The 22206-nt window shown below is 66.7% G+C and carries 21 protein-coding genes; 2 read left to right on the top strand and 19 right to left on the bottom strand.

Annotation, left to right across the window (positions count from 1 at the left end):
• Window positions 1–16: 16 nt before the first annotated feature.
• The 18 genes from CTR55_RS22495 to eat all read right to left on the bottom strand — a co-directional run bounded on the left by CTR55_RS22495 (window position 17) and on the right by eat (window position 16606).
• Window positions 17–823 (bottom strand): transporter substrate-binding domain-containing protein, encoded by an 807-nt coding sequence (locus CTR55_RS22495; RefSeq protein WP_296289516.1) that lies wholly within the window; start codon window positions 821–823, stop codon window positions 17–19.
• 474 nt (window positions 824–1297) lie between these two features.
• The gene (locus tag CTR55_RS22490; protein WP_296289514.1) at window positions 1298–2077 is read right to left on the bottom strand and encodes an AraC family transcriptional regulator; all 780 of its coding nucleotides are present in this window, start codon (window positions 2075–2077) and stop codon (window positions 1298–1300) included.
• A 201-nt stretch (window positions 2078–2278) separates the two neighbouring features.
• Window positions 2279–3526 (bottom strand): FAD/NAD(P)-binding oxidoreductase, encoded by a 1248-nt coding sequence (locus CTR55_RS22485; protein WP_296289512.1) that lies wholly within the window; start codon window positions 3524–3526, stop codon window positions 2279–2281.
• Window positions 3523–3759 (bottom strand): 2Fe-2S iron-sulfur cluster-binding protein, encoded by a 237-nt coding sequence (locus CTR55_RS22480; protein WP_296289511.1) that lies wholly within the window; start codon window positions 3757–3759, stop codon window positions 3523–3525. The genes CTR55_RS22485 and CTR55_RS22480 overlap by 4 nt, the downstream gene beginning before the upstream one ends.
• Window positions 3752–4864, bottom strand: coding sequence for an FAD-dependent oxidoreductase (locus CTR55_RS22475; protein WP_296289510.1), 1113 nt, complete (start codon window positions 4862–4864; stop codon window positions 3752–3754). The genes CTR55_RS22480 and CTR55_RS22475 overlap by 8 nt, the downstream gene beginning before the upstream one ends.
• Window positions 4861–5805, bottom strand: a complete 945-nt coding sequence (locus CTR55_RS22470; protein WP_296289508.1) for a 4-hydroxyproline epimerase — start codon at window positions 5803–5805, stop codon at window positions 4861–4863. Before CTR55_RS22470 ends, CTR55_RS22475 begins: the two co-directional genes overlap by 4 nt.
• Before the next feature lie 112 nt (window positions 5806–5917).
• Window positions 5918–6592, bottom strand: a complete 675-nt coding sequence (locus CTR55_RS22465; RefSeq protein WP_296289507.1) for a GntR family transcriptional regulator — start codon at window positions 6590–6592, stop codon at window positions 5918–5920.
• Window positions 6593–6723: 131 nt separating this feature from the next.
• Window positions 6724–7611 carry a (2E,6E)-farnesyl diphosphate synthase gene (ispA, locus tag CTR55_RS22460; protein ID WP_296289506.1) on the bottom strand — a complete coding sequence of 296 codons (888 nt, stop codon included), beginning with the start codon at window positions 7609–7611 and terminating at the stop codon, window positions 6724–6726.
• A complete protein-coding gene (locus CTR55_RS22455) occupies window positions 7608–7853 on the bottom strand; it encodes an exodeoxyribonuclease VII small subunit (RefSeq protein ID WP_296289505.1) in 246 nt (81 codons plus the stop codon). Before CTR55_RS22455 ends, ispA begins: the two co-directional genes overlap by 4 nt.
• A gap of 128 nt (window positions 7854–7981) precedes the next feature.
• Window positions 7982–8611 (bottom strand): START domain-containing protein, encoded by a 630-nt coding sequence (locus CTR55_RS22450; protein ID WP_296289503.1) that lies wholly within the window; start codon window positions 8609–8611, stop codon window positions 7982–7984.
• A 325-nt stretch (window positions 8612–8936) separates the two neighbouring features.
• On the bottom strand, window positions 8937–9467 hold the full coding sequence (ppa, locus tag CTR55_RS22445; RefSeq protein WP_296289501.1) for an inorganic diphosphatase: 531 nt from the start codon (window positions 9465–9467) through the stop codon (window positions 8937–8939).
• 80 nt (window positions 9468–9547) lie between these two features.
• The gene (locus tag CTR55_RS22440) at window positions 9548–10366 is read right to left on the bottom strand and encodes a M90 family metallopeptidase (RefSeq protein ID WP_296289499.1); all 819 of its coding nucleotides are present in this window, start codon (window positions 10364–10366) and stop codon (window positions 9548–9550) included.
• 7 nt (window positions 10367–10373) lie between these two features.
• Complete coding sequence (locus tag CTR55_RS22435; protein WP_296289497.1) at window positions 10374–11033, bottom strand: DedA family protein; 660 nt, start codon at window positions 11031–11033, stop codon at window positions 10374–10376.
• Between the two features lie 197 nt (window positions 11034–11230).
• Window positions 11231–12115, bottom strand: a complete 885-nt coding sequence (locus CTR55_RS22430; RefSeq protein ID WP_363711586.1) for a transporter substrate-binding domain-containing protein — start codon at window positions 12113–12115, stop codon at window positions 11231–11233.
• A gap of 100 nt (window positions 12116–12215) precedes the next feature.
• Window positions 12216–12680: an N-acetyltransferase gene (locus tag CTR55_RS22425; RefSeq protein ID WP_296289495.1), complete on the bottom strand. Its 465-nt coding sequence runs from the start codon at window positions 12678–12680 to the stop codon at window positions 12216–12218.
• Between the two features lie 342 nt (window positions 12681–13022).
• Complete coding sequence (gene eutC / locus CTR55_RS22420) at window positions 13023–13820, bottom strand: ethanolamine ammonia-lyase subunit EutC (RefSeq protein WP_296289493.1); 798 nt, start codon at window positions 13818–13820, stop codon at window positions 13023–13025.
• Window positions 13821–13835: 15 nt separating this feature from the next.
• Window positions 13836–15230, bottom strand: a complete 1395-nt coding sequence (locus CTR55_RS22415) for an ethanolamine ammonia-lyase subunit EutB (RefSeq protein ID WP_296289490.1) — start codon at window positions 15228–15230, stop codon at window positions 13836–13838.
• A gap of 11 nt (window positions 15231–15241) precedes the next feature.
• Window positions 15242–16606, bottom strand: a complete 1365-nt coding sequence (eat, locus tag CTR55_RS22410) for an ethanolamine permease (protein ID WP_296289488.1) — start codon at window positions 16604–16606, stop codon at window positions 15242–15244.
• A gap of 342 nt (window positions 16607–16948) precedes the next feature.
• Here eat and CTR55_RS22405 point away from each other — a divergent pair, with 342 nt between their 5' ends.
• Window positions 16949–18001 carry an AraC family transcriptional regulator gene (locus CTR55_RS22405; protein ID WP_296289487.1) on the top strand — a complete coding sequence of 351 codons (1053 nt, stop codon included), beginning with the start codon at window positions 16949–16951 and terminating at the stop codon, window positions 17999–18001.
• A gap of 301 nt (window positions 18002–18302) precedes the next feature.
• Here CTR55_RS22405 and CTR55_RS22400 read toward each other — a convergent pair whose 3' ends face one another.
• Window positions 18303–19823 (bottom strand): aldehyde dehydrogenase family protein, encoded by a 1521-nt coding sequence (locus CTR55_RS22400; protein WP_296289485.1) that lies wholly within the window; start codon window positions 19821–19823, stop codon window positions 18303–18305.
• Window positions 19824–20164: 341 nt separating this feature from the next.
• On the opposite strand from CTR55_RS22400, the gene CTR55_RS22395 reads away from it, so the two are divergent.
• Window positions 20165–22081: a sigma-54-dependent Fis family transcriptional regulator gene (locus CTR55_RS22395; RefSeq protein WP_296289482.1), complete on the top strand. Its 1917-nt coding sequence runs from the start codon at window positions 20165–20167 to the stop codon at window positions 22079–22081.
• Window positions 22082–22206 lie beyond the last annotated feature (125 nt).

Genomic DNA, 22206 nt, shown 5'->3' with positions numbered 1-22206 from the left:
CATGTCGCGCCCGCCGTCAGTAGTACACGTTGGGAACGGTGAGATCGACCGGGGTGCCGCCGACCCACTTCTCGTACAGCTCGGCGTAGCGGCCGGTGCGGACCTGCTGGTTGACGAAGAGGTTGAGGTAGTGGATCAGGCCGTACTCGTTGCGTGCGGCAGCCAGCGACACGTAGTCGATCACGTAGGGCGCGTTACCGACGACCTTCAGGCCCTTGTACTTGCCGGACTTGAGGGTGGAGGCGGCGACGGTGTTGGTGACCACGGTGGCGTCGATGTGGCCCTGGGCGACCGCGAGGATGGTGTCGTTCTGGCTCTGGTAGGCGCGGAAGGAGCCCTTGCCGCCCCATTTCTTCACGTCTTTTTCCAGGGCGATGGCTTCATAGGTGCCGCTGGTGTTGCCCACCGGGCGGTCCTTGATGTCTTCGTACTTGGTGATGCCGGTGTCGTCGCGGGTCAGCACCACCATCTGGAAGGCGAAGTAGGGGATGGTCATGGCGACCGTCTTGGCGCGCTCCAGGGTGTCGGAGGTGGAAGCGACGATCACGTCGGCACGGCCGGACACCAGCGCGGGGATACGATCGGGGAACGGCGTCTCGACGACTTCGGCGGTCACGCCCAGCACCTTCGCCAGGTCATTGCAGTAGTCCACGTCGAAGCCGACCGGGTTGTTCTGCGCATCGCGCGAACCCATGGGGGGGAAGTCCAGGGTCACGGCGCAACGCAGCTTGCCGGATTCGATGATGTCGTCGAGCTTGTCGGCCTGGGCCTGGCCGGCGAGAAACACAGCGGTGAGGGCTAGAGCAATTCGGGTGAATTTCATGAGGGCCTCTCTGAGTCAGTGTTGTGCAGCAGTTTTTGTATTATGGATTTCGTATACGATATTTCTTAGAGCAAGGCATGTGCCAAAACCACCTGGGTGTGACCCATGGGTCGCAGAGCTCGGTGTTTAGGGGATTGGTGGCTGGGAGCCTTCCGAATTAACTGTAGGCGGCTTCTGGACGCTGTTACGAAATGAAGCAGGAAGGTGTTCCGCTGCCCCTTATGGGAGCACTTGGCTGGGCCGCGCTTTCCTGTAGGAGCGTAGGAGCGAATTTATCCGCGATGCACTTGCGTGGCGGATACCGATCGCGGACGGAGTCCGCTCCTACGCCAGGTCGACATCCGCAGCAGGCCAACCTGTAGGCATGTCAGCCCCGTAGGGCGCATAAAGCGGCACGCTTTATCCGCCATCTCCGCGACGGGTCTGACGGCGGATAACGCCGTAGGCGTTATCCGCCCTAAGGGTGCTTCGTTATCAGTGGGGTGCGGACTGCGACTCGCGATACTGCGTCGGCGACAGCCCGGTGAGCGCGCGGAACTGCCGGCTGAAGGCGCTGTGGTCGGTGTAGCCGCAGCGCAGGGCGATCTCGGTGATCGGCAGGTCTTCACCCAGCAGGCGGGTGGCGGCGCCCAGGCGCGCCTTGTGGATCATCTGCCGTGGGGTGAGCTGGAAGATGCGCTTGCAGTGGCGCTCCAGCTGGGCGACGGACAGCCCGGCCAGCTCGGTGAGCTCGCCGAGGTTGATCGGCTTGTCGAAGTGCTCGCGGATATAGGCGTCCACCGCCGCCAGGCGCTGGTACGCCGGGTGCGTGGATTGCGCCGCCTGCAGGTCGCTGGAAATCCCCGCCATGCCGATCACCGCGCCGGCCGCATCGCGCAGCGCCAGCTTGTGGGTCAGGCACCAGCCGGGCAGACGGCCGGGGTAGAGGTGAAGCTCCAGCTGGTCGCTGAGCTGGCCGCCGGTTTCCAGCACGCGGCGGTCCTGCTCGGTGTAGACCGGGCCGAAGCGTGAGGGGAAGACTTCCTCGGCGGTGCGTCCGAGCAGCTCGCTGGCGTCCTGCACGCCGCAGCGCCGCGCCAGGGTCTGGTTGACCAGCACGTAGCGCGCCGCGGTGTCCTTGATGAAGAACACTACGCCGGGCATGGCATCGAGCAGCGGGGCTATCTGCTGGAAAGTCTGCAGCAGGCTGTCCAGGTCGCGGGCGCCCTGGGGGATCAGGTCGTGCATCGGGAAGCGGGTCGGCTGTCGGAACATGGCGGAAGGTTCGGTGCAAAGTGGCGGGGTGGCGGGGCGCTGTCAACTCATAGAGCGGATAGCGCCTTTGGCGTTATCCGCCGTCACCCGGTGTTCGGCAGAGGAGACGGCGGATAAAGCGTGCCGCTTTATGCGCCCTACGAGGGCGGTGCGTGAGGCGGACGTAGGGCGCATAACGCCTCAAGCGTTATCCGCCATCCTTCAGTCTTCGGCGAGCTGCAACAGGGTTTCCACCCGCGCCGGGCTGAAGGGCGGGCGCGGGGCCGGCGGTTGCCAGCCGAACAGCTGTTTCGCCGCCGCACCGCACACACGGCCCTGGCAGGCGCCCATGCCGCAACGGCTGGCGAGCTTGGCGGCGGTCCAGTCGGGTTTGCCGGCGAGCACCGAGTAGGGCACGTCTTCGCAGCGACAGACGAGGGTGTCCGGCTGGGCCAACTGGTTCAGGCGCGGGTCGAGGGCGAAGTCGCGCTTCAGAGCAGCGGCGAAGCCCTGCCAGCGCTGGCGCTGCGACCAGAAATCACGGGCGCGGTCGTGCTCACCCACTGCGGCGTGGCCAGCGATGCGGCCTTCCACCAGGGCTTTCTCCGAGCCGCCGAAGCCGGTGCATTCACCCGCCGCGTAGACGCCTTCGCAGGTGGTCGCCTGCCAGGCATCGACGCGGATCGCGCCATCGTCCAGTGCGCACCCCAGCGCCTGGCCGAGCTGCACGTTGGGGATCAGACCAAAGCCGCAGGCCAGCCGGTCGCAGGCGATTTCCTTCAGCTTGCCACCCTGGCGGATTCGTACGCCCTCCAGGTGATCGTTACCCAGGGCGGCGACCACATGGCTGTCGGCGCGGTAGCCCGGGTCGTACAGGCCGAAGGACTGCAACAGCTTGTTCGGCCAGCACGGTAGCTTCAGGGCGAAACGCGTGATTGCCGGCCAGGACGCCTGCTCGGCAATCCGCAGAATCTTCGCGCCATTGGCTCGGGCGGTGGCAGCGCTGGCGAGCAGCAGCGGGCCGCTACCGGCGATCACCACGCGCTGGCCATCGACCGGCATGCCGCCTTTGACCAGCGCCTGCAAACCGCCCGCGCCGGTAACACCGGGCAGCGTCCAGCCGGGGAAGGGCAGCAGCAGTTCGCGGGCGCCGGTGCAGAGGATCAGTTTGCGATAGTCCAGCCGCCAGCCGTGCTCGAAGTCTTCCAGCAACAGGCCGCGCTCGCCGGCCAGCGCGACCACGCGGGTGCCGTTGTGAATCTTGATATTGGCGCAGGCGGCAACCTGCTCGCGCAGTTCGAGGGCGGCACGCGGCAGGTGGGCATTCGGGCCGTCGCGCCAGATTTGCCCGCCGGGCAGCGGGTTGTCGTCGAGGATGACGATGCTGGCGCCGCTCGGCGCGGCGGCGAGGGCGGCGGACAGCCCGGCCGGGCCGGCGCCGAGGATGACGATATCGGCCGCAGCGTTCATGGGCGGGTCTCCACCTGCATGCCGTCACGGCACAGGGTCTGGCAGGCCAGGCGACGCTGGCCGTCGATGCTCACGCGGCATTCCTGGCAGACGCCCATGCCGCACAGTGGCGCGCGACGCTGGCCGCTGACCGAGGTGCGCGTGGTGCCGTCGCCGCCCAGGGCGAGCGCGGCGGCGACCGTGGTGCCGGCGGCGACGCTCAGCGGGCGGCCGTCGAGGATCAGCTCAGGCATGGGCTTTGGCTCCGAGGAAGCGGCGCGGGGAATAGGGTTCGGCCGGCAGCGGCAGCGGCTCATCGCACAGCTGCGCGGCGAGCAGGTCGGCGGTGCCCGGCGCGGTGGTCACACCCAGGCCCTCATGGCCGACGGCGAGCCACAGGCCGGGGCGCTGCGGGTGTTCGCCCACCAGTGGCATGCCGTCGGGGCTGGCGGCGCGGAAGCCGGCCCAGCTGCGGATCACGTTGAGGTTGGCCAGGCCGGGCATGTAGTCCACGGCGCGGCGCAGCATCTTCGCCAGCATCCAGCCTTCCACCTGTGGGTCGGTGGTGCCGAACTGCCGCGAGGCGCCGATGAACAGCTGGCCGGTGGGGCGCGGCTGGATGTTGCAGGCCACCGACGGGCCGCTGGCGTTGTGCGCGCTGGTCACGTAGCCCAGCTCGACCAGGGTGCGGCGCACCTTGCCGGGGTACCGGTCGGTGATCAGCAGATGGCCCTTCTTCGGCTCGATGGGCAGGCCAGGGCACAGCTCGCCGGCCTGGATGCCGTTGGCCAGCACCACGGCCTTGGCGCTGAGCCACTGGCCGTTGTCCAGGCGCACGCGGGGTTCGTCGATTTCCACCACCTTGGCCTGAAGCTGGCGAATCGGCTTCAGCGCCGATTCCAGCAGCCAGGCGGCGGCGCGCGGCGCGTAGAGAATGCCGTCGCCGGTGATCTCCAGCCCGCCGTGCAGGTCACTGCGCAGCTCGGGTTCCTCGCGCAGCAACTCGACATTGTTCAACAGCTTTGCGGCGATACCGTGCTCGCGCAGCACGGCGAACTTGCGCTCGGCTTCGGCCATCTCTTCGTCGTTGGCCGCCAGCCACATCGTGCCGTTGCTGCGGTAGGCGCACTCGGCGGGCATGTCGTGGCCCCATTCGCGCCAGCGTTGCAGCGAGTAATTGCTCAAGGCCAGTTCGGCGGCGTTGTCGTCGAGCACCAGCAGGTGGCCCATGCCGACGGCGGTGGCGCCGGGCAGGCGCGCGTCCAGCACCAGTACGTCCAGCCCGCGGCGGGCGAGGGCGTGGGCGCAGGCGGCGCCGACTATGCCGGCGCCGATGACGATGATGTCCGCGTCGCTCACGGGCGGATGCCCCAGGCGAAGGGATCGTCCTCTTCCAGCAGCAAGGTGGCCTCGGCGCTGATGTTGGCGCGGCCACGGATGGTCGGGATGATGCGCCCTTCGGCCGGCTCGCCGGCCCACTCGAAGCGGCCCTCGAACTGGCTGCCGATCACGCTGGCCTGGTGCCAGGCGTCGCCAGCGGCGAGCTTGCCGTCAGCGGCCAGGCACGCCAGCTTGGCGCTGGTGCCGGTGCCGCAGGGCGAGCGATCGTAGGCCTTGCCGGGGCAGAGCACGTAGTTGCGGCTGTCCGCTTCGGGATCGTCGGCGAACAGTTCGATGTGGTCGATCAGCCCGCCGTCTTCGCCACGGATGCCCTGGTCTTCCAGCGCCTTCTGCACGGCGACGGTGTAGGCGGTCAGCTCATCGAGGTTGTCGCCGGCGACGCGCAGGCCGTGATCGGCCATCAGGAAGAACCAGTTGCCGCCCCAGGCGATGTCGCCGTGCACCAGGCCGTGGCCGGGCACTTCCACCGGCACCTGTTTGCGGTAACGGTAGGAGGGGACGTTGCGCACGCTCACCGAGCGGTCGTCATGAAGGGTGGCTTCGACGGTGCCCACTGGCGTTTCGATCTTGTGCGTGCCGGCGCCGATGCGACCCAGGTGCGCCAGCGAGACCACCAGGCCGATGGTGCCGTGGCCGCACATGCCCAGGTAGCCGGTGTTGTTGAAGAAGATCACCCCGGCGCAGGCGCTCGGGTCCACCGGCTCGCAGAGCAGCGCGCCGACCAGCACGTCGCTGCCGCGCGGCTCCAGCACGGTCGCGGCACGCCAGCTGTCGTGCTCGCTGGCCAGCAGCGCGCGGCGCTCGGCCATGCTGCCCTTGCCCAGATCGGGAAAGCCTTCGAGCACCAGGCGCGTGGGTTCGCCGCCGGTGTGGGAATCGAGAACCTGGATGCGTTTCATGCTGCCCCCTGGGGTGTCTTGTGGTTGACCCTAGGGTGGCGCGGAGCGGGGAATGGGGCTTGAGGGTTTTCCGCCGGGCCGATGATGAAATCGGCACAGCGACGCTGGTCGATCAGCTCGGCGTGGGACGGTTCGGCAGGTGTTCGTAGAGCGTGCGGCAGACGCCGTTGATGTGTTCTTCCAGCAGTTGCGCGGCGCGGTCGGCGTCGCCGGCGCGGCAGGCTTCGAGGATGTCGTGGTGCTCGTGGTCGGCGCGTTCCTTGCCGTCGGACATGCTCATCTGCAGGCGCAGGTAGCGTTCGACCTTGTCATGGATCGAGCGGATCAGCCCGACCAGGTACGGCCGCTGCGCCGGCTCGTAGAGGCAGGCGTGCAGTGCCCAGTTCAATTCGGCCCAGCGGCCGATGTCATCCTCGCCGACGAACTCGGCACAGATGCTCTCGGCGCGGGCAAAGGTTTGGGCGCCCATGTTCGGAATCGCCAGGCGCAGCGCCTGAACCTCGAGGACCACGCGCACCTCGAACATCTGCGCCAGTTCCGGTTCGGAAATCTTCGTTACCAGCGCACCCTTGTTGCGCTGGAACTCCACCAGGCCCTCGGCCTCCAGGCGCTTGAGCGCCTCGCGCACGGGGATCTTGCTGACGTTGAAGATCTGCGCGATGTCGTCCTGGCGAATCGGCTCGTGCTCCGCCAGCTGGCCGGAAATGATCGCCTCGCGCAGGTGCTTGGCGATGGTCTCCGAAGCGGAGGGGACGATACCCAGATTGGGAGCGTTGCGTAGCGGCACGATGCAGTCCGGTCAGTTGGCTGGTGTCGGATATGGTATACGAAATCCCTGTAATGCAGTGAAGCACCGGCAAGCGGTCATCGCAATGGGCGACTCACGTGATTTGCACACGCAACGCGCGTGCCGAGGAATCAGTGGCGGCGTTCGACGATATAGCGGGCCAGGGCGCGCAGCGGCTCGGCGTTGTCGCCGAAGCCTTCCAGCGCGGCCAGTGCCTGGTCGCGCAGGGCCAGGGCGTAGGCCTTGGCGGCGTCGAGGCCGAGCAGGGCGGGGTAGGTCGGTTTGTCGTGGGCCTGGTCCTTGCCCTGGGTCTTGCCGAGGGTGGCGGTGTCGCTTTCCACGTCGAGGATGTCGTCCTGCACCTGGAACGCCAGGCCCACGGCCTCGGCGTAGCGGCGCAGGGCCTCCAGCGCAGCGCTGTCGGCGCGGCCGCTGGCCAGGGCGCCGAGCTGCACGCTGGCTTCGATCAGCGCGCCGGTCTTGTGCCGGTGCATGGTTTCCAGCGCCGCCTGGTCGATCTTGCGGCCCACGGATTCCAGGTCGATAGCCTGCCCGCCGACCATGCCGGCAGAACCGGCCGCGCGGGTCAGGGCCAGCAGCATGTCCAGACGGGTCTGGGTATCCTGTGGATTGAGCTGGGCGTTACCGATCACCTCGAACGCCAGCGCCTGCAGGCCGTCGCCGGCGAGGATCGCACAGGCTTCGTCGAAGGCGATGTGGGTGGTCGGCTGGCCACGGCGCAGTGCGTCGTCGTCCATCGCCGGCAGGTCATCGTGCACCAGGGAATAGGCGTGGATCAGCTCTACCGCGCAGGCCGCGCCATCGGCACGCCCGGCCTCGCCACCCAAGGCTTCGCAGGCCGCGTAGGCGAGCAGCGGGCGTACGCGCTTGCCACCGTTGACCACGCTGTAGCGCATGGCGGCATAGAGACGGGTGAGTTCTTCACGGGGAGCGACGAAGAGTTTTTCCAGCGCAGCATCGACACGCGCCGTACAGCGCGCCTGGTACGCGGCGATCATGCGTCTTCGCCTTCCGGATCGAAGGGCGCTTCGCTCAGTTCGCCGTCGCGTTCCAGCAGGATCTGCACCTTCTGCTCCGCCTGGGTCAGTGCTCCCTGGCATTCACGGGTCAGGCGGATGCCCTGCTCGAAGGCCCCCAGCGAGTCCTCCAGCGACAACTCGCCGCTTTCCAGGCGCTCCACCAGCGTTTGCAGCTCGGCGAGGGACTGTTCGAAGTCGAGGGAAGCTTTCTTGCGGGCCATGCGGACATCTCGGCGGGGGTATTCGGAAACCTCGGGACACTAGCAGAGACGGGCATTGCGGGCAAATCTTCGGTCACGCTGCAGGCACCTGTGCCAGTGCCGCCGACAGCACTTCCGGGCGGGCTGCCCTAGTAGCCGCTGTCCCGGACGCCCTGGTGTTCCGCCACCAGCTTGAGCATGCGCAGCGACTCGAATGGCGCATCCACCACGAACTGGTTCGCCAGCCAGGACGGCACGCTGCCGCCGGGTTCGCCGCGCATCTCGTAGGTGACTTCGGTTAGCTTCGGGCCCTTGGGGACCATCTGCCAGGTGCCGGACACGCTGGGCACGCGGATGCGGTCCTTCACCGGCGGGATGTAGTTCGGCGCCGCCTGCAGGTGGCGGACCATGCCGCCGTCGGGGGTTTCCTCGGTGCTCACCTTCAGCACCAGGTCGCGCGGTGCGGCGGGCCAGGGCAGTTTGGTGTCGAGGTAGACCCAGATGGCTTCGTCGCTGTACTTGAGCAGGCGCATCTGCGCGCAGGCATAGAGCCAGGCGCAGGAGACGCGCAGGTTCTCCTGCAGGTGGCCGAGCGTGGCGACGTCGGCCTTTACCAGTGTCACGCCTCGGAAGCTCTTGTAGCGCGAGCCGGGCACCTGGCTCAGGTAGACCTTCACGCCATCTTCGTCCTTGGCGAGCTTCCAGTCGGCCGCTTGCGCATGGGCAAGCGCAGGCGCTGTCAGCAGCAGGGCGAGCAGGAGCGATGACGAGTGCTTCATGACGGCGAGACCGGCGGGGGACTAGCTCCGATCTTATGCCTGGCCCGTGACAACGGCGCATTGGCCGGCGAGCGGTCTGGCGGGGGATTGTGCCGGCTGCGCGGGGGTGAATCGCAGGCATTAAAAAAGCCGGCTTGTGGCCGGCTTTCAGGGGGTGGTCCAACCTTACTTCTGGTAGGGCGGGCCGCCTTGATTCTGTGGCAACGCAGCGGGCTGCGTGCGGGGGCGAAGATAGTAGCAAGGTCGGGACGAAAAGCCTAATCCCAGTCATAAAAAAGCCCCGCTCGGGCGGGGCTCTTCACGGCGCGGGCAGCCCGCGCCAGCATCACTTGGCCTGGTAGGCGGCGACGGCTTTGTTGATGTAGTCGTGAGCCTGTGCGGTATCGCCCCAGCCTTCGACTTTCACCCACTTGCCCTTCTCGAGATCCTTGTAGTTCTCGAAGAAGTGCTTGATCTGCTCCAGCAGCAGGGCCGGCAGGTCGGTGTATTCCTTCACGTCCTGGTACAGCACGCTCAGCTTGTCGTGCGGCACGGCGATCAGCTTGGCGTCGCCGCCGGCTTCGTCGCTCATGTTCAGCACGCCGACCGGACGGGCGCGGATCACCGAACCCGGAGCGACCGGGTAGGGGGTCACGACCAGCACGTCGAGGGGGTCACCGTCGTCGGCCAGGGTGTTCGGGATGAAGCCGTAGTTGGCCGGGTAGAACATGGGGGTGGCCATGAAACGGTCGACGAACAGGCAGTCGGTGTCCTTGTCGATTTCGTACTTGATCGGCGCGTGGTTGGCCGGGATCTCGATGGCGACGTAAATGTCGTTCGGCAGGTCTTTGCCAGCCGGGATGCTGCTGTAGCTCATGGACGACTCCAGATAGTGGTCGGGCCGAAAAAGTGCGGCGGATTATAGGCAGATTGCCGTGTCCAAGCCACAGACATCGCCTAGTGCGCCGGAGTTTCCTGATATTCGGGGTGCTCGGTCTGCAGCCGGTGCAGGCGCGAGAGCGGATCTTGCCGGTAGAACAGCGAAAGCTGTTCATAGACTTTGGGATAGGCCGCCTGAAGGAGGTCGGGGGCGGTAAAGAAGTACTCGCTGGTAACGGCGAAGAATTCCGCCGGATTCTCGGCCGCGTACGGGTCGATGGCGGTGTGCGCCTGCGGGTCGTGGTCGAGTTGGCGGTTCAGGTCGTCGTAGGCGGCCTGCATGGCGCTGGCCCAGTCGGTGACGCGCATGTCGCGGTGCAGCGGCGGCAGGCCGTTGGCGTCGCCGTTGAGCATGTCGAGCTTGTGCGCCAGCTCGTGGATCACCAGGTTGTAGGCGTCCCAGCCGCCACCGCTTTCCACGCCGGGCCAGGCGAGGATCACCGGGCCTTGCAGGGACGTTTCACCGGCGCGCTCGTCGTCGAATTCATGCATGACGCCCGCCGGGTCGCGGTGCTTCTGCGGGCTGACGAAGTCGTCGGGGTACAGCACCAGCTCGTGGAAGCCGCCGTACCAGTTCAGGTCGGGCAGGTGCAGCAGTGGCAGCTCGGCCTGGGCGGCCAGCAGCAGGCGGCGCTGGTCGTCCAGTTCGATGCCCGGCAGCGGCGAGAGGCGCTTGTCGCGCAGGAACAGCAGCGCCCGTTCGCCGAGCCGGCACAGATCCTCTTCGCTCAGGCCGTCGAGGATCGGCAGATGCTGACGCACCTGCGCCCACAGCTGTGCGTCGAGCGGGTGACGGGCTAGGAAGCGCCGGCGGCGCCAGGCGCTGAACGACCACATGGGCGGATCAATGCTCGCCGGGCTGGGCCTTGGCGGAGGGGCGCATCTTGTGGCGGATGAAGCCGATCAGCATGGGCACCAGCGAGAAGGCGATGATGGCGACGATCATCACCGAGAGATTCTGTTTGATGAACGGCACGTTGCCGAAGAAGAAGCCCAGGGTGACCAGGCCGCCAACCCAGGCGATGCTGCCGGCGACGCTGAAGAACAGGAAGCGTACGTAGGGCATGTAGGCCATGCCGGCGACGAAGGGCGCGAAGGTCCGCACGATGGGCAGGAAACGCGCCAGGGTCACGGTCTTGCCGCCATGACGCTCGTAGAAGGAGTGGGTCTGGTCCAGGTAGTCGCGGCGGAAGACCTTTGAGTCCGGGTTGCTGAACAGGCGCTTGCCCAGTGTTCGGCCGATCACGTAGTTGGTGCTGTCGCCGGTGATGGCCGCGACCAGCAGCAGGCCGCCGAGCAGCCAGGGGTCCATGCCGCCAGCGGCGCAGATGGCGCCGGCAATGAACAGCAGGGAGTCGCCCGGCAGGAAGGGGGTCACCACCAGGCCGGTCTCGCAGAAAATCACCAGGAAGAGGATGGCGTAGATCCAGGTGCCATAGTTGGCCACCGCCATCGACAGGTAGGTGTCGAGGTGGAGAATCAGATCGATCGGGTTGAATTCCATGAGAAGCCTGTGTGACAACAAGGTGAACGGCCGGGCCGCCCATTATAAGGCGCGGCCGGGCTGCCGGGGGCGCGCTCCGTCGAATCCTGCGACGAAGGTCCGCGGGAGGATATTACAGCTTCTGCGTGAAAATCCTGTCGCTGCGAGCGCGGCAACTCCTTGTGACAAATACCCCGGGCAGTCCCGGATAGGGCGTTTCAGAGCAGGCTGGCCTGCCAGCTCAGCAGGTCCGGTGTCGTCCTGGACGTCAAGGCGGCCCCGTGCGGATCGCTGGTCGCCGGCAACTGTTCGGCCAAGGGATGCGCGGCGACTTCGCGGGTGTTCATCGCGCTTTCCAGGTGTGCCTCGGCTATCAGTTGCTGAAGACGGCCACTGCGGCGCAGGGTACGCAGGCCGCGGTCGAGGCTGGCGGCCAGGGCCTGGCCTTCGGCGCGCTTCTTCGGCACCAGCACGTAGAGCGGCTTGACCTCCAGCGGCGGCTCGACGAACTCCAGCTGTTCGCGCAGGGCCGGGGCGTTCTGGCTGAGCAGCTGGTAGCCGGTGTAGCGATCCACCACGGCCAGGTCGATGCGCCCGCGCAGGAGTTTTTCCAGGTTCTGCCAGTCGCTGCTGACCACGTCCTTGTTGAGGAAGTCGGCGGCGTCGAAGGCGCTCTGGTTGACGTAGCCCCGCACTACGCCGATGCGGTAGGGACGCAGGCTGTCGAGGTTGTGTGGGTCGATCGGCAGCGCCCGGTCGCGGCGGCGGAAGAAGCCGAGCTGGGAATCCAGCAGCGGCATCGAGGTGTAGAAGTCTTCCCGCCGCTCGGCCGAGAGGTACGCCGGCATCAGGGCGTCGAAGCGGCCTTCGCGGGTTTCGTTGAGCGCCCGTTGCCAGGGCAGGAATACCAGCTCGGCCTTGTCGCCGTTGAGTGCCAGGGCTTCGTTGAGGATGCGGCTGGCCAGCCCGTTACCCGGCAGGTCGCTACCGACGTACGGCGCCCACTCCAGGGTGGCGACACGCAGGGTCTGGGCCTGGGCGGTGGCGCCCAGGAGTGCGAGGCAGAGGCAGGCTGTACGCAGAACGAGCAGGGAATGACGCATGGGATCCCTTCGTGCGGAGGCCGCGGCAATTGCGCTGAGGGCACTCTAGTGCGCCTGGCACGCCGATGCCAGCGGGCGGGGCGCACCTTGAATCAGATCGTCAGTTGAGGTCGTCGCTGATCGGCAGGATGTAGTTCTTGAACTCGCTGTCCTCGTGGAAGCCGATGGACTCGTAGACCTTCTGCGCCACTTCGTTATTGACGCTGGTGGATACGCGCATGCGTACGGCCTGGGTTTCGCGGGCCATCTGCCGGGCGGTCTGCAGCAGGTGGTCGGCCACCAACTGGCGGCGCGCCTCTTCGGCGACATAGATGTCGTTGAGGATCCACACGCGCTTGAGCGACAGCGAGGAGAAGCTCGGGTACAGCTGGCAGAAGCCCATCAGCTTGCTGTCGTCGTCATCCGGCAGGGCCAGGTAGATCACCGATTCCTTGCGGCGCAGGCGCTTCTCGAGGAATTTCCGCGAGGACTCGGGGTAGGGGAGCATGCCGTAGAACTCGCGGTATTTGACGAACAGCGGCGCGAGCAGATCGAGGTGGTCGAGCGTGGCTTGCACGATGCGCATAAGCGGGCCTCGGCGGGAGGTGAATGGGCGGGTAGGGCAATGCAGGGGCTATGCCAGCGAATAGCCATTGGTCCGATGCTGCACCAGAAATTGTGGAAAGCGCAATCCAAGCGAGCGTTTGATCTGGTGTGGTTGGCAGATGGGGCTGCCCTGTCCGTAGGAGTGAGGGGCGCCTGGATCTTGCTCGCGAAGTTTTGCGGGGTGGTGACAGGGCGTGGATGCGCTGGCGGTAATTAATATCTGTAGGAGCGAGCTTGCTCGCGAGCCGCTTCAGCGATGGAGTCGCCGGTAAACCTGTTCGCGAGCAAGCTCGCTCCTACAAAAAAGCGTCTGAGCTGGCGTTCAGGTCAGCAGGAAATTCGCCCCCGGCCCGATGCCTTCCAGTGTTGGCAGTTCCGCCTCGTCCTTCAGGTTCACCCCCGATAGCTGCCGGCGGCAGGCTTCGCGCATCAGGTAGAGCAGGCGGTGCGTGGCGAGGCCGTAGCTGAGGCCCTCCAGGCGCACGTTGGAGATGCAGTTGCGGTAGGCGTCGTTCAGGCCGACCTTCGGCGCCCAGGTGAAGTACAGGCCCAGGCTGTCCGGTGAGGACAGGCCGGGGCGCTCGCCGATCAGGATCACCACCATCTTTGCCCGCAGCAGCTGGGCCACTTCGTCGGCCACGGCGACCCGGCCCTGTTGCACCAGCGCGACCGGCGACAGGCTCCAGCCTTCGTTGCGCGCCTGTTCTTCCATGCGTTCGAGCAAGGGCAGGCTGTGGCGCTGCACGGCCAGCGAGGAGAGACCGTCGGCAATCACCACGGCGAGATCGTAACCCTGGGGATGGCGGTCAGCATGGCGGCGCAGGATATTCGCCGATTCCTCGTTCAACTGGCGGCCCAGATCAGGGCGTTGCAGGTAGGTGTCACGGTCGGCGGCGGCGCTGTGCAGTAGCAGCGTATCGCGGCCGCGCTCGGCCAGTTGCGTGGCGAGGCCGTCGCGGTCGAAGGGCAGGTGCACGGCGTCGCGCGCCTGGGCGTGGGCGAACTGGAAGTCCAGTTGCGCGCCGGTCGGCAGGCTGGTGCCGGCGCGGCCCAGGGCGATGCGCGCAGAGGTCAGCCGGCGCAGTTCCTGCCAGGGGTTGGGGGTGAAGCTGTCGCTCATCGAAAACTCCTCCACTCAGGACAGTTGCGCGAGCGCGTGGCGGAAGGCTCCGGGAAGCTGGCTGGCCATGTGCACGCGGCCGTCCTGCTGGCGGAGGATATCCATGCGCTCCAGCCACGCTTCGAATTCCGGTGCCGGTCGCAGGCCCAGGGTTTGGCGTACGTAGAGCGCGTCGTGGAAGGAGGTGGTCTGGTAGTTGAGCATCACGTCGTCGGAGCCGGGGATGCCCATGATGAAGTTGATGCCGGCCACGCCCAGCAGGGTCAGGAGCATGTCCATGTCGTCCTGGTCGGCTTCGGCGTGGTTGGTGTAGCAGATGTCGCAGCCCATGGGCACGCCGAGCAGCTTGGCGCAGAAGTGATCTTCCAGGCCGGCACGGATGATCTGCTTGCCGTTGTACAGGTACTCCGGGCCGATGAAGCCGACCACGGTGTTCACCAGGAACGGCTTGAAGTGCCGCGCTACCGCGTAGGCGCGGGTCTCGCAGGTCTGCTGGTCGACGCCGTGGTGGGCGTTGGCCGACAGCGCGCTGCCCTGGCCGGTTTCGAAGTACATGAGGTTGTCGCCCAGCGTGCCGCGCTCCTGCGACAGCCCGGCCTCGTAGCCTTCCTTCAAGATCGACAGGCTCACGCCGAAGCTGGCGTTGGCCGCTTCGGTGCCGGCGATGGACTGGAACACCAGGTCCAGCGGCGCGCCGCGGTTGATCGCCTCGATGGAGCTGGTGACGTGGGTGAGCACGCAGGACTGGGTGGGAATCTCGTAACGCTGGATGATGGCGTCGAGCATCTCCAGCAGGGTGCAGATCGACTGCAGGCTGTCGGTGGCCGGGTTGATGCCGAGCATGGCGTCGCCGTTGCCGTAGAGCAGGCCGTCGAGCACGCTGGCGGCGATGCCGGCCGGGTCGTCCGTCGGGTGGTTGGGTTGCAGCCGCGTGGACATCCGCCCGCGCAGCCCCAGGGTGTTGCGGAAGCGGGTGACCACGCGAATCTTCTGCGCGACCAGCACCAGGTCCTGCACGCGCATGATCTTCGACACTGCCGCCGCCATCTCCGGCGTCAGCCCCGGTGCCAGCGCGCGCAGGCTGGTTTCGTCGGCCGTTTCGCCAAGCAGCCAGTCGCGCAGACCACCCACCGTGAGGTGGCTGACCGGCGCGAAGGCCTGGTGATCGTGGGTGTCGATGATCAGCCGGGTGACCTCGTCGCTCTCGTAGGGAATCAGCGCCTCGTCGAGGAAGTGCTTGAGCGGGATGTCGGCCAGTGCCATCTGCGCGGCGACGCGCTCGGCATCACTGCCGGCGGCGACCCCGGCGAGGCGGTCGCCGGAGCGCGCCGGGCTGGCCTTGGCCATCACTTCGCGCAGGCTGTCGAAGCGCCAGGTCTGGCCACCGACGCTGTGGACGAATCCGGACATGACGCTACTCCTCAACCCTGGCTGGCGAACGAGGCGTCGGTGCCGCGATTGAGGCTGATGACGATGCTGCAGCAGGAGCAGCCGCCGATCATCAGCACCAGGAACACCGAGGCAATGACGCTATTGAACCATAGCATCGCGGCCAGGCAGACCAGCGCCAGCACCAGCGCGATGGCCGGCACCACCGGGTAGCCCGGCGCGCGGAAGCTGCGCTCCAGGTCCGGCTCGCTGCGGCGCAGCTTGAACAGGCTGAGCATGCTCATGATGTACATGACGATGGCGCCGAACACGCTCATGGTGATCATCGCCGCGGTCAGGGTCATGCCCTGCAGGCTGATCAGGCCGTCGCTGAAGATCGCCGCGATGCCCACGGCGCCGCCGGCGAGGATGGCGCGGTGCGGGGTCTGGAAGCGCGAGAGTTTCGCCAGGCTGCGCGGCAGGAAGCCGGCGCGGGCGAGGGCGAAGAACTGCCGCGAGTAGCCCAGGATGATGCCGTGGAAGCTCGCCACCAGGCCGAACAGACCGATCCACACCAGCATGTGCATCCAGGTGGAGTTGTTGCCGACGACCGCCTTCATCGCCTGCGGCAGCGGGTCGTTGATGTTCGACAGGGCACGCCAGTCGCCGACGCCGCCAGCGAAGATCATCACGCCGATGGCCAGGGTCACCAGGGTCAGGATGCCGGCGATGTAGGCGCGCGGGATGGTGCGTTTCGGGTCTTTCGCCTCTTCGGCAGCCATGGCCGCGCCCTCGATGGCGAGGAAGAACCAGATGGCGAACGGGATCGCGGCGAAGATGCCGGCCATGGCGGTGGAGCCGAACACGTCCGAGCCGGCCCAGCCGTTGAGCACGAAGTTGCTGAAGCTGAAGCCCGGCGCGACCACGCCCATGAACACCAGCAGCTCGGCCACCGCCAGCACGGTCACCACCAGTTCGAAGGTGGCGGCGATGCTCACGCCGAGGATGTTCAGGGTCATGAAGATGAAGTAGGCGCCGGTGGCCGCCCACTTCGGATCGAGGCCGGGGAACTGCACGTTGAGGTAGGCGCCGATGGCCATGGCGATGGCTGGCGGGGCGAAGACGAATTCGATCAGGGTAGCGATGCCGGCGATCATCCCGCCGGTCTTGCCGAAGGCCCGCAGGCTGTAGGCGAAGGGCCCGCCGGCGTGGGGGATGGCGGTGGTCAGTTCGGTGTAGCTGAAGATGAAGCAGGTGTACATCACCGCGACGATCAGCGTGGTGACGAGGAAGCCCAGGGTGCCGGCGGCGGCCCAGCCGTAGCTCCAGCCGAAGTACTCGCCGGAGATCACCAGGCCCACGGCGAGCCCCCAGAGGTGCAGGGTGCCAAGCGTCGGTTTGAGTTGTGATGCGCTCATTGTTGTTATTCCTCTTTCGGGGCAGCCCGCGAGGGCGTGGACGAATTCCTGAGCCTCGATGGTAGGGGTGCACTGCCGCGCAAGACTTGACCGCTGGAACCGGCTTTCGCCGCGCAGGGTCAACTGGCTGTTACCCAACGCCCCACCGCGCGCGTGGTGCCCGTTTCTGGTGCCGGAAATCGCTTGTCTGCCCCTTGCTGTGGCAGCTGCAGGCCAGGCGTGGCGCTGCGTCTGGCTGTTTGGGCGGGCTATGGGCGAGGCACGGGATTTGCTTTGTTTATTCATCCCGTTTTTCCGGGAACGACGTGCCTTGGGTGCTCCATAACAAGATCGGTAACCGACATGAGCCAGCCTCTGTTTTCCCCGTCCGGCCTGAACCTTCCACTGGCCAGTAACATCGGCGTGCTGTCCGCTGCCGCCAGCGGCCTGGGTCGCTTCATTGGCGACCAGGGCGGCGACATCGACCGCGTTTTCGGCCGCGCCGGGATCGACCCGGAGCGCCTGCTGCATCCGACCCTGAGCCTGGCGCTGACCAACTACTGCCAGGTGCTGGAGGAGGCTGCGCGACAGTCGGGCTGCGACAACTTCGGGCTGCGCTACGGTGAGCAGTTCCGCCCCCGCGAGCTGGGCCTGCTGGGCTACGTCGGGCTGTGTTCGGAGACGCTGGAAGACGCGCTGAAGAACTTCGCCAGTGCCTTCCCCTATCACCAGCACGACACCCTGATCCGCCTGGTGGATTGCGGCGAGTGCTACCGCTTCGACTACCAGGTGCGCCACGGCGCGATCCTCGACCGTCGCCAGGACGCCGAGCTGACCCTGGGGATGGCGCTGAACCTGATGCGCCACGCGCTCGGCCCGGAATGGGCGCCGCGCGCGGTGAGCTTTGAGCACGGGCGGCCGGAAGGCTGGCAGGAGCATGGCCGGGTATTCGACGCGCCGGTGCTGTTCCAGCGCGGCTGCAATTCGATGCTGATTCCCAAGCGCGACCTCTACGGCCGGCAGATGCCCGACCACGACGCCAACCTGCTGTTCCTGGTGCAGGACGTGATCCGTCGCCTGGGCGAGCAGGGCGGCGCGCCGAACCTGGTGGAGGACGCCGGCACGCAGATTCGCCTGGCTCTGTGTGAGGGCGAGCCGTCGCTGGAGGTCATTGCCGAGCAGCTGGAACTCACCACCGCCGGCCTGCAGCGGCGCCTGCGCGAGGCCGGGTTGAGCTTCAGCCAACTGGTGGAAAACACCCGCCGCGAACTGGCGCTGCATTACCTGCGTCAGCCGCAGCGGCCGATCTCCGAGCTGGCGCCGCTGCTGGGGTACTCCGAGACCAGCGCGTTCTCCCGTGCGTTCCGCCGCTGGTTCGGCGTGAGCCCACGACAGTGGCGGAGCGACGCCAGCTGAGGCTCTTCTGTAGGAGCGAGCTTGCTCGCGAACGGATTTCCCGGCAGCTCAGAGGCTGGGCGGGTTCGCGAGCAAGCTCGCTCCTACAGGTTCGCGCCCTGCTTGAAGCATGCGTAGGAGCGGACTCCGTCCGCGATGGCATCCGGCGCGCCGCGAACCTATCGCGGACGGAGTCCGCTCCTACGGCAAGGCAGCCCGTCGATACCTTTCCCCCAGGCATAAAAAAGCGCGGCCCGTGGGCCGCGCAAGGATCGATGTGAGGAGTGCCCGGCGCGCGCCGGGCGGGTGAATCAGCAGTAACTCAGAAGAAGCCCAGCGGGTTGATGTCGTAGCTCACCAGCAGGTTCTTGGTCTGCTGGTAGTGATCGAGCATCATCTTGTGGGTCTCGCGGCCCACGCCGGATTTCTTGTAGCCACCGAAGGCGGCATGCGCCGGGTACAGGTGGTAGCAGTTGGTCCACACGCGGCCAGCCTTGATGCCGCGGCCCATGCGGTAGGCGCGGTTGATGTCGCGGGTCCAGAGGCCAGCGCCCAGGCCGTACTCGGTGTCGTTGGCGATCGCCAGCGCCTCGGCTTCATCCTTGAAGGTGGTGACGCCCACCACCGGCCCAAAGATTTCTTCCTGGAACACGCGCATCTTGTTGTTGCCCTTGAGCAGGGTCGGCTGGATGTAATAGCCGGTGGAGAGGTTGCCTTCGAGCTTCTCGACCGAGCCGCCGACCAGGATCTGCGCGCCTTCCTGCTGGGCGATGTCGAGGTAGGAGAGGATCTTCTCGTACTGCTGCTGCGAGGCCTGGGCGCCGACCATGGTGTCGGTGTCCAGCGGGTCGCCGCGCTTGATGGCCTTCACCTTCTTCATCACCACGTCCATGAACTGCGGGTAGATGGACTCCTGCACCAGCGCGCGGGACGGGCAGGTGCACACCTCGCCCTGGTTGAAGAAGGCCAGCACCAGGCCCTCGGCGGCCTTCTCGATGAAGGTCGGCTCGGCCTGCATGATGTCTTCGAAGTAGATGTTCGGGCTCTTGCCACCCAGTTCAACGGTGGACGGAATGATGTTCTCGGCGGCGCACTTGAGGATGTGCGAGCCCACCGGAGTGGAGCCGGTGAAGGCGATCTTGGCGATGCGCTTGCTGGTGGCCAGCGCTTCGCCGGCTTCCTTGCCGAAGCCCTGGACGACGTTGAGCACGCCCTTGGGCAGCAGGTCGCCGATCACTTCCATCAGCACGCAGATGCCCAGCGGGGTCTGCTCGGCCGGCTTGAGCACCACGCAGTTGCCGGCGGCCAGGGCCGGCGCGAGTTTCCACGCGGCCATCAGCAGCGGGAAGTTCCACGGGATGATCTGCCCGACCACGCCCAGCGGCTCGTGGATGTGGTAGGCAACGGTGTTCTCATTGATCTCGGCGGCGCTGCCTTCCTGCGCGCGGATGCAGCCGGCGAAGTAGCGGAAGTGGTCGGCGGCCAGCGGGATGTCGGCGTTGAGGGTTTCGCGGATCGGCTTGCCGTTGTCCCAGGTCTCGGTGACGGCCAGCAGTTCCAGGTTCTGTTCGATGCGGTCGGCGATCTTCAGCAGCACCAGCGAGCGGTCCTGCACCGAGGTGCGGCCCCAGGCATCGGCGGCGGCGTGGGCGGCGTCCAGTGCCTTGTCGATGTCTTCGGCGGTGGAGCGGGGAAATTCGGCGATGGGCTGGCCATTCACCGGCGAGGTATTGGTGAAGTACTGACCCTTCACCGGCGCGACGAATTCGCCGCCGATGTAGTTGCCGTAGCGCGCCTTGAACGAAACGATGGCGCCTTCGCTACCGGGATGGGCATAACGCATGGTCGGATCTCCTGGGTCTTGTGCTTGTTGGGGAGGACGTTGAACAAGCGTAGAGCAAGGGACGGGCCATGCCAGCGAAAGGCACGCCGGGCATGGGCTGGAGGGGTTGCTGGCGCTGCCCCGCAAAGCACGCTGTTACGCCCCTGGCACAGCGCCTCGGGACACTTTGTCCCGTTTCCGTGACAGTTGTGACCTGACGGTCGGGCGGCCGTTGCATTGGTCCGGCGCGTGGGGGATGCTGTCCTGCGTTCCCGCGCTTTCTGTAGGAAGAGAAAGGTCCTACAAGGCTTGCGTGGGAACCCGGGGCTGCCTCCCCGACCCCATAGCGGAGAACAACAAGAATGCGCGCCAACGATTTGAGCCGCCACGCCCGCCAGGTCATGACCGTGGCCGAGGGCAAGGCCCCTGCCGGAGCCCCCGGCGCGGACCCTTCTATCGCCCGCTCCTGGATGCGCTGCCTGGATCAGTACCACCTCGACCCGGCGCAACCCATGGCGCCGGCGGTGCTGGAGCACGCGCGCATGCTCGAAGTCCGCGAGCGCCACCGCCAGGTGCTGGAAATCGCCAGCGACGAGATGAACAGCCTGCACCAGCAACTCTCCGGGGCTGGCCATGCGGTGCTGCTCACCGACTCGCGCGGGATCATCCTCAACTGCGTCAGCGAAGCCGCCGAGCGGCGCACCTTCGAGCAGGCCGGGCTGTGGCTCGGCGCCGACTGGAGCGAGGCGCGCGAAGGCACCAACGGCATCGGCACCTGCCTGGTGGAGCGCCAGGCGCTGACCATCCACCAGGACGAACATTTCCGTAGCCGCCACACCGGGCTGACCTGCTCGGCCAGCCCGGTGTTCGACCCGCAGGGCGAACTGCTGGCGGTGCTCGATGTTTCTTCCGCACGCCGCGACGTGTCGCGGCAAAGCCAGTTCCACACCATGGCGCTGGTCAACCTGTCGGCCAAGGCCATCGAGAGCTGCTACTTCCTGCGCCATTTCGAGGATCAGTGGCTGCTGCGCTTCCATCTGCAGCCGGATGGCCTCGGATTGTTCAGTGAGGGCATGCTGGCCTTTGGTGGCGACGGGCGCATCCGCGCGGCGAATCAAAGCGCCATCAACCTGCTCGGCAGCCGCCGGGACAGCCTGATCGGCCGCTCGCTGGAGCAGTTCTTCGATTGCCGGCTGGACGACCTGTTCAGCCGCGCTGACCCGCATCCCAATGCCAGCTGGCCGCTGCGCACCCATGCCGGGCGCACCCTCTATGCGCTGCTGCGCGGCAAACGGCCCATCGCCGCCGCGCCGGTGCTGCCGCGTGCGCCGCTGGCGAAGGGGCTGTGCATCGACGACCCGCAACTGGCCCATGATTTCCGCCGTGCGCTGAAGGTGTATGCCCACGACGTTCCGCTGTTGCTGCAAGGTGAGACCGGTACCGGCAAGGAAGCTTTTGCCCGCGCCGTGCATCTGGGCGGCGAGCGCGCTGGCAAAACCTTCGTCGCGCTGAACTGCGCGGCGATTCCCGAGACCCTGATCGAGAGCGAGCTGTTCGGCTATCGCGGCGGCAGCTTCACCGGCGCGCGCAAGGAAGGCATGCGCGGCAAACTGCAACAGGCCGACGGCGGCACGCTGTTCCTCGATGAAATCGGCGACATGCCGCTGGCCCTTCAGACCCGCCTGCTGCGCGTGCTGGAAGAGCGCCAGGTGGTGCCTATCGGCGGTGAGCCGCAGGATGTGGACATCCGCCTGATCAGCGCCAGCCACCGTGATCTGGAAGCGCTGGTCGCGGCCGGGCAATTCCGTGAAGACCTCTACTACCGACTCAATGGCCTGGTCGTTGCGCTGCCGCCGTTGCGCGAGCGCGAAGACCGTGGCGAGTTGCTCGATCACCTGCTAGCCGAGGAGCGCAAGGGCCGCAGCGTGCGACTGGACGACGACGTGCGCCGGCACCTGCTGGACTTCCCCTGGCCGGGCAACGTGCGCCAGCTGCGCAACGTGCTGCGCACGCTCTGTGCGCTGTGCGAAGGCGGGCGCATCCAGATGGCCGACCTGCCACCGGACCTGCGCCGCACGCCGGCTGCCGCTGCCTCTCCCGTCGCAATGGGCGAGGAGGGCGGCGACACTCTCGGCGCTGCCGAACGCAACGCCCTGCTGGAGGTGCTCGAAGCGCATCACTGGCATGTCAGCCGGGTCGCGCAGCAGTTGGGCATCAGCCGCAATACGCTGTACCGCAAGCTCAATCGCCACGGATTGAGCCGGAAGCAGCTTTCGTAGGATGGCGTGGAGCGAAGCGATACCCATCAATGCCGGGCGTCGGATCAGCATGGGTATCGCTTCGTGTTCTGCCGGGAGACATAGGTAACGGTTGTCGGGGGACATGGGTAACGGTTTCCTATCAT

It is taken from the genome of Pseudomonas sp. (assembly GCF_002796985.1).
In the GTDB taxonomy this organism is placed as follows: domain Bacteria; phylum Pseudomonadota; class Gammaproteobacteria; order Pseudomonadales; family Pseudomonadaceae; genus Pseudomonas.
The sequence above is the reverse complement of the archived record's forward strand: the minus strand, read 5'-3'. Positions and strand labels throughout refer to the sequence as shown.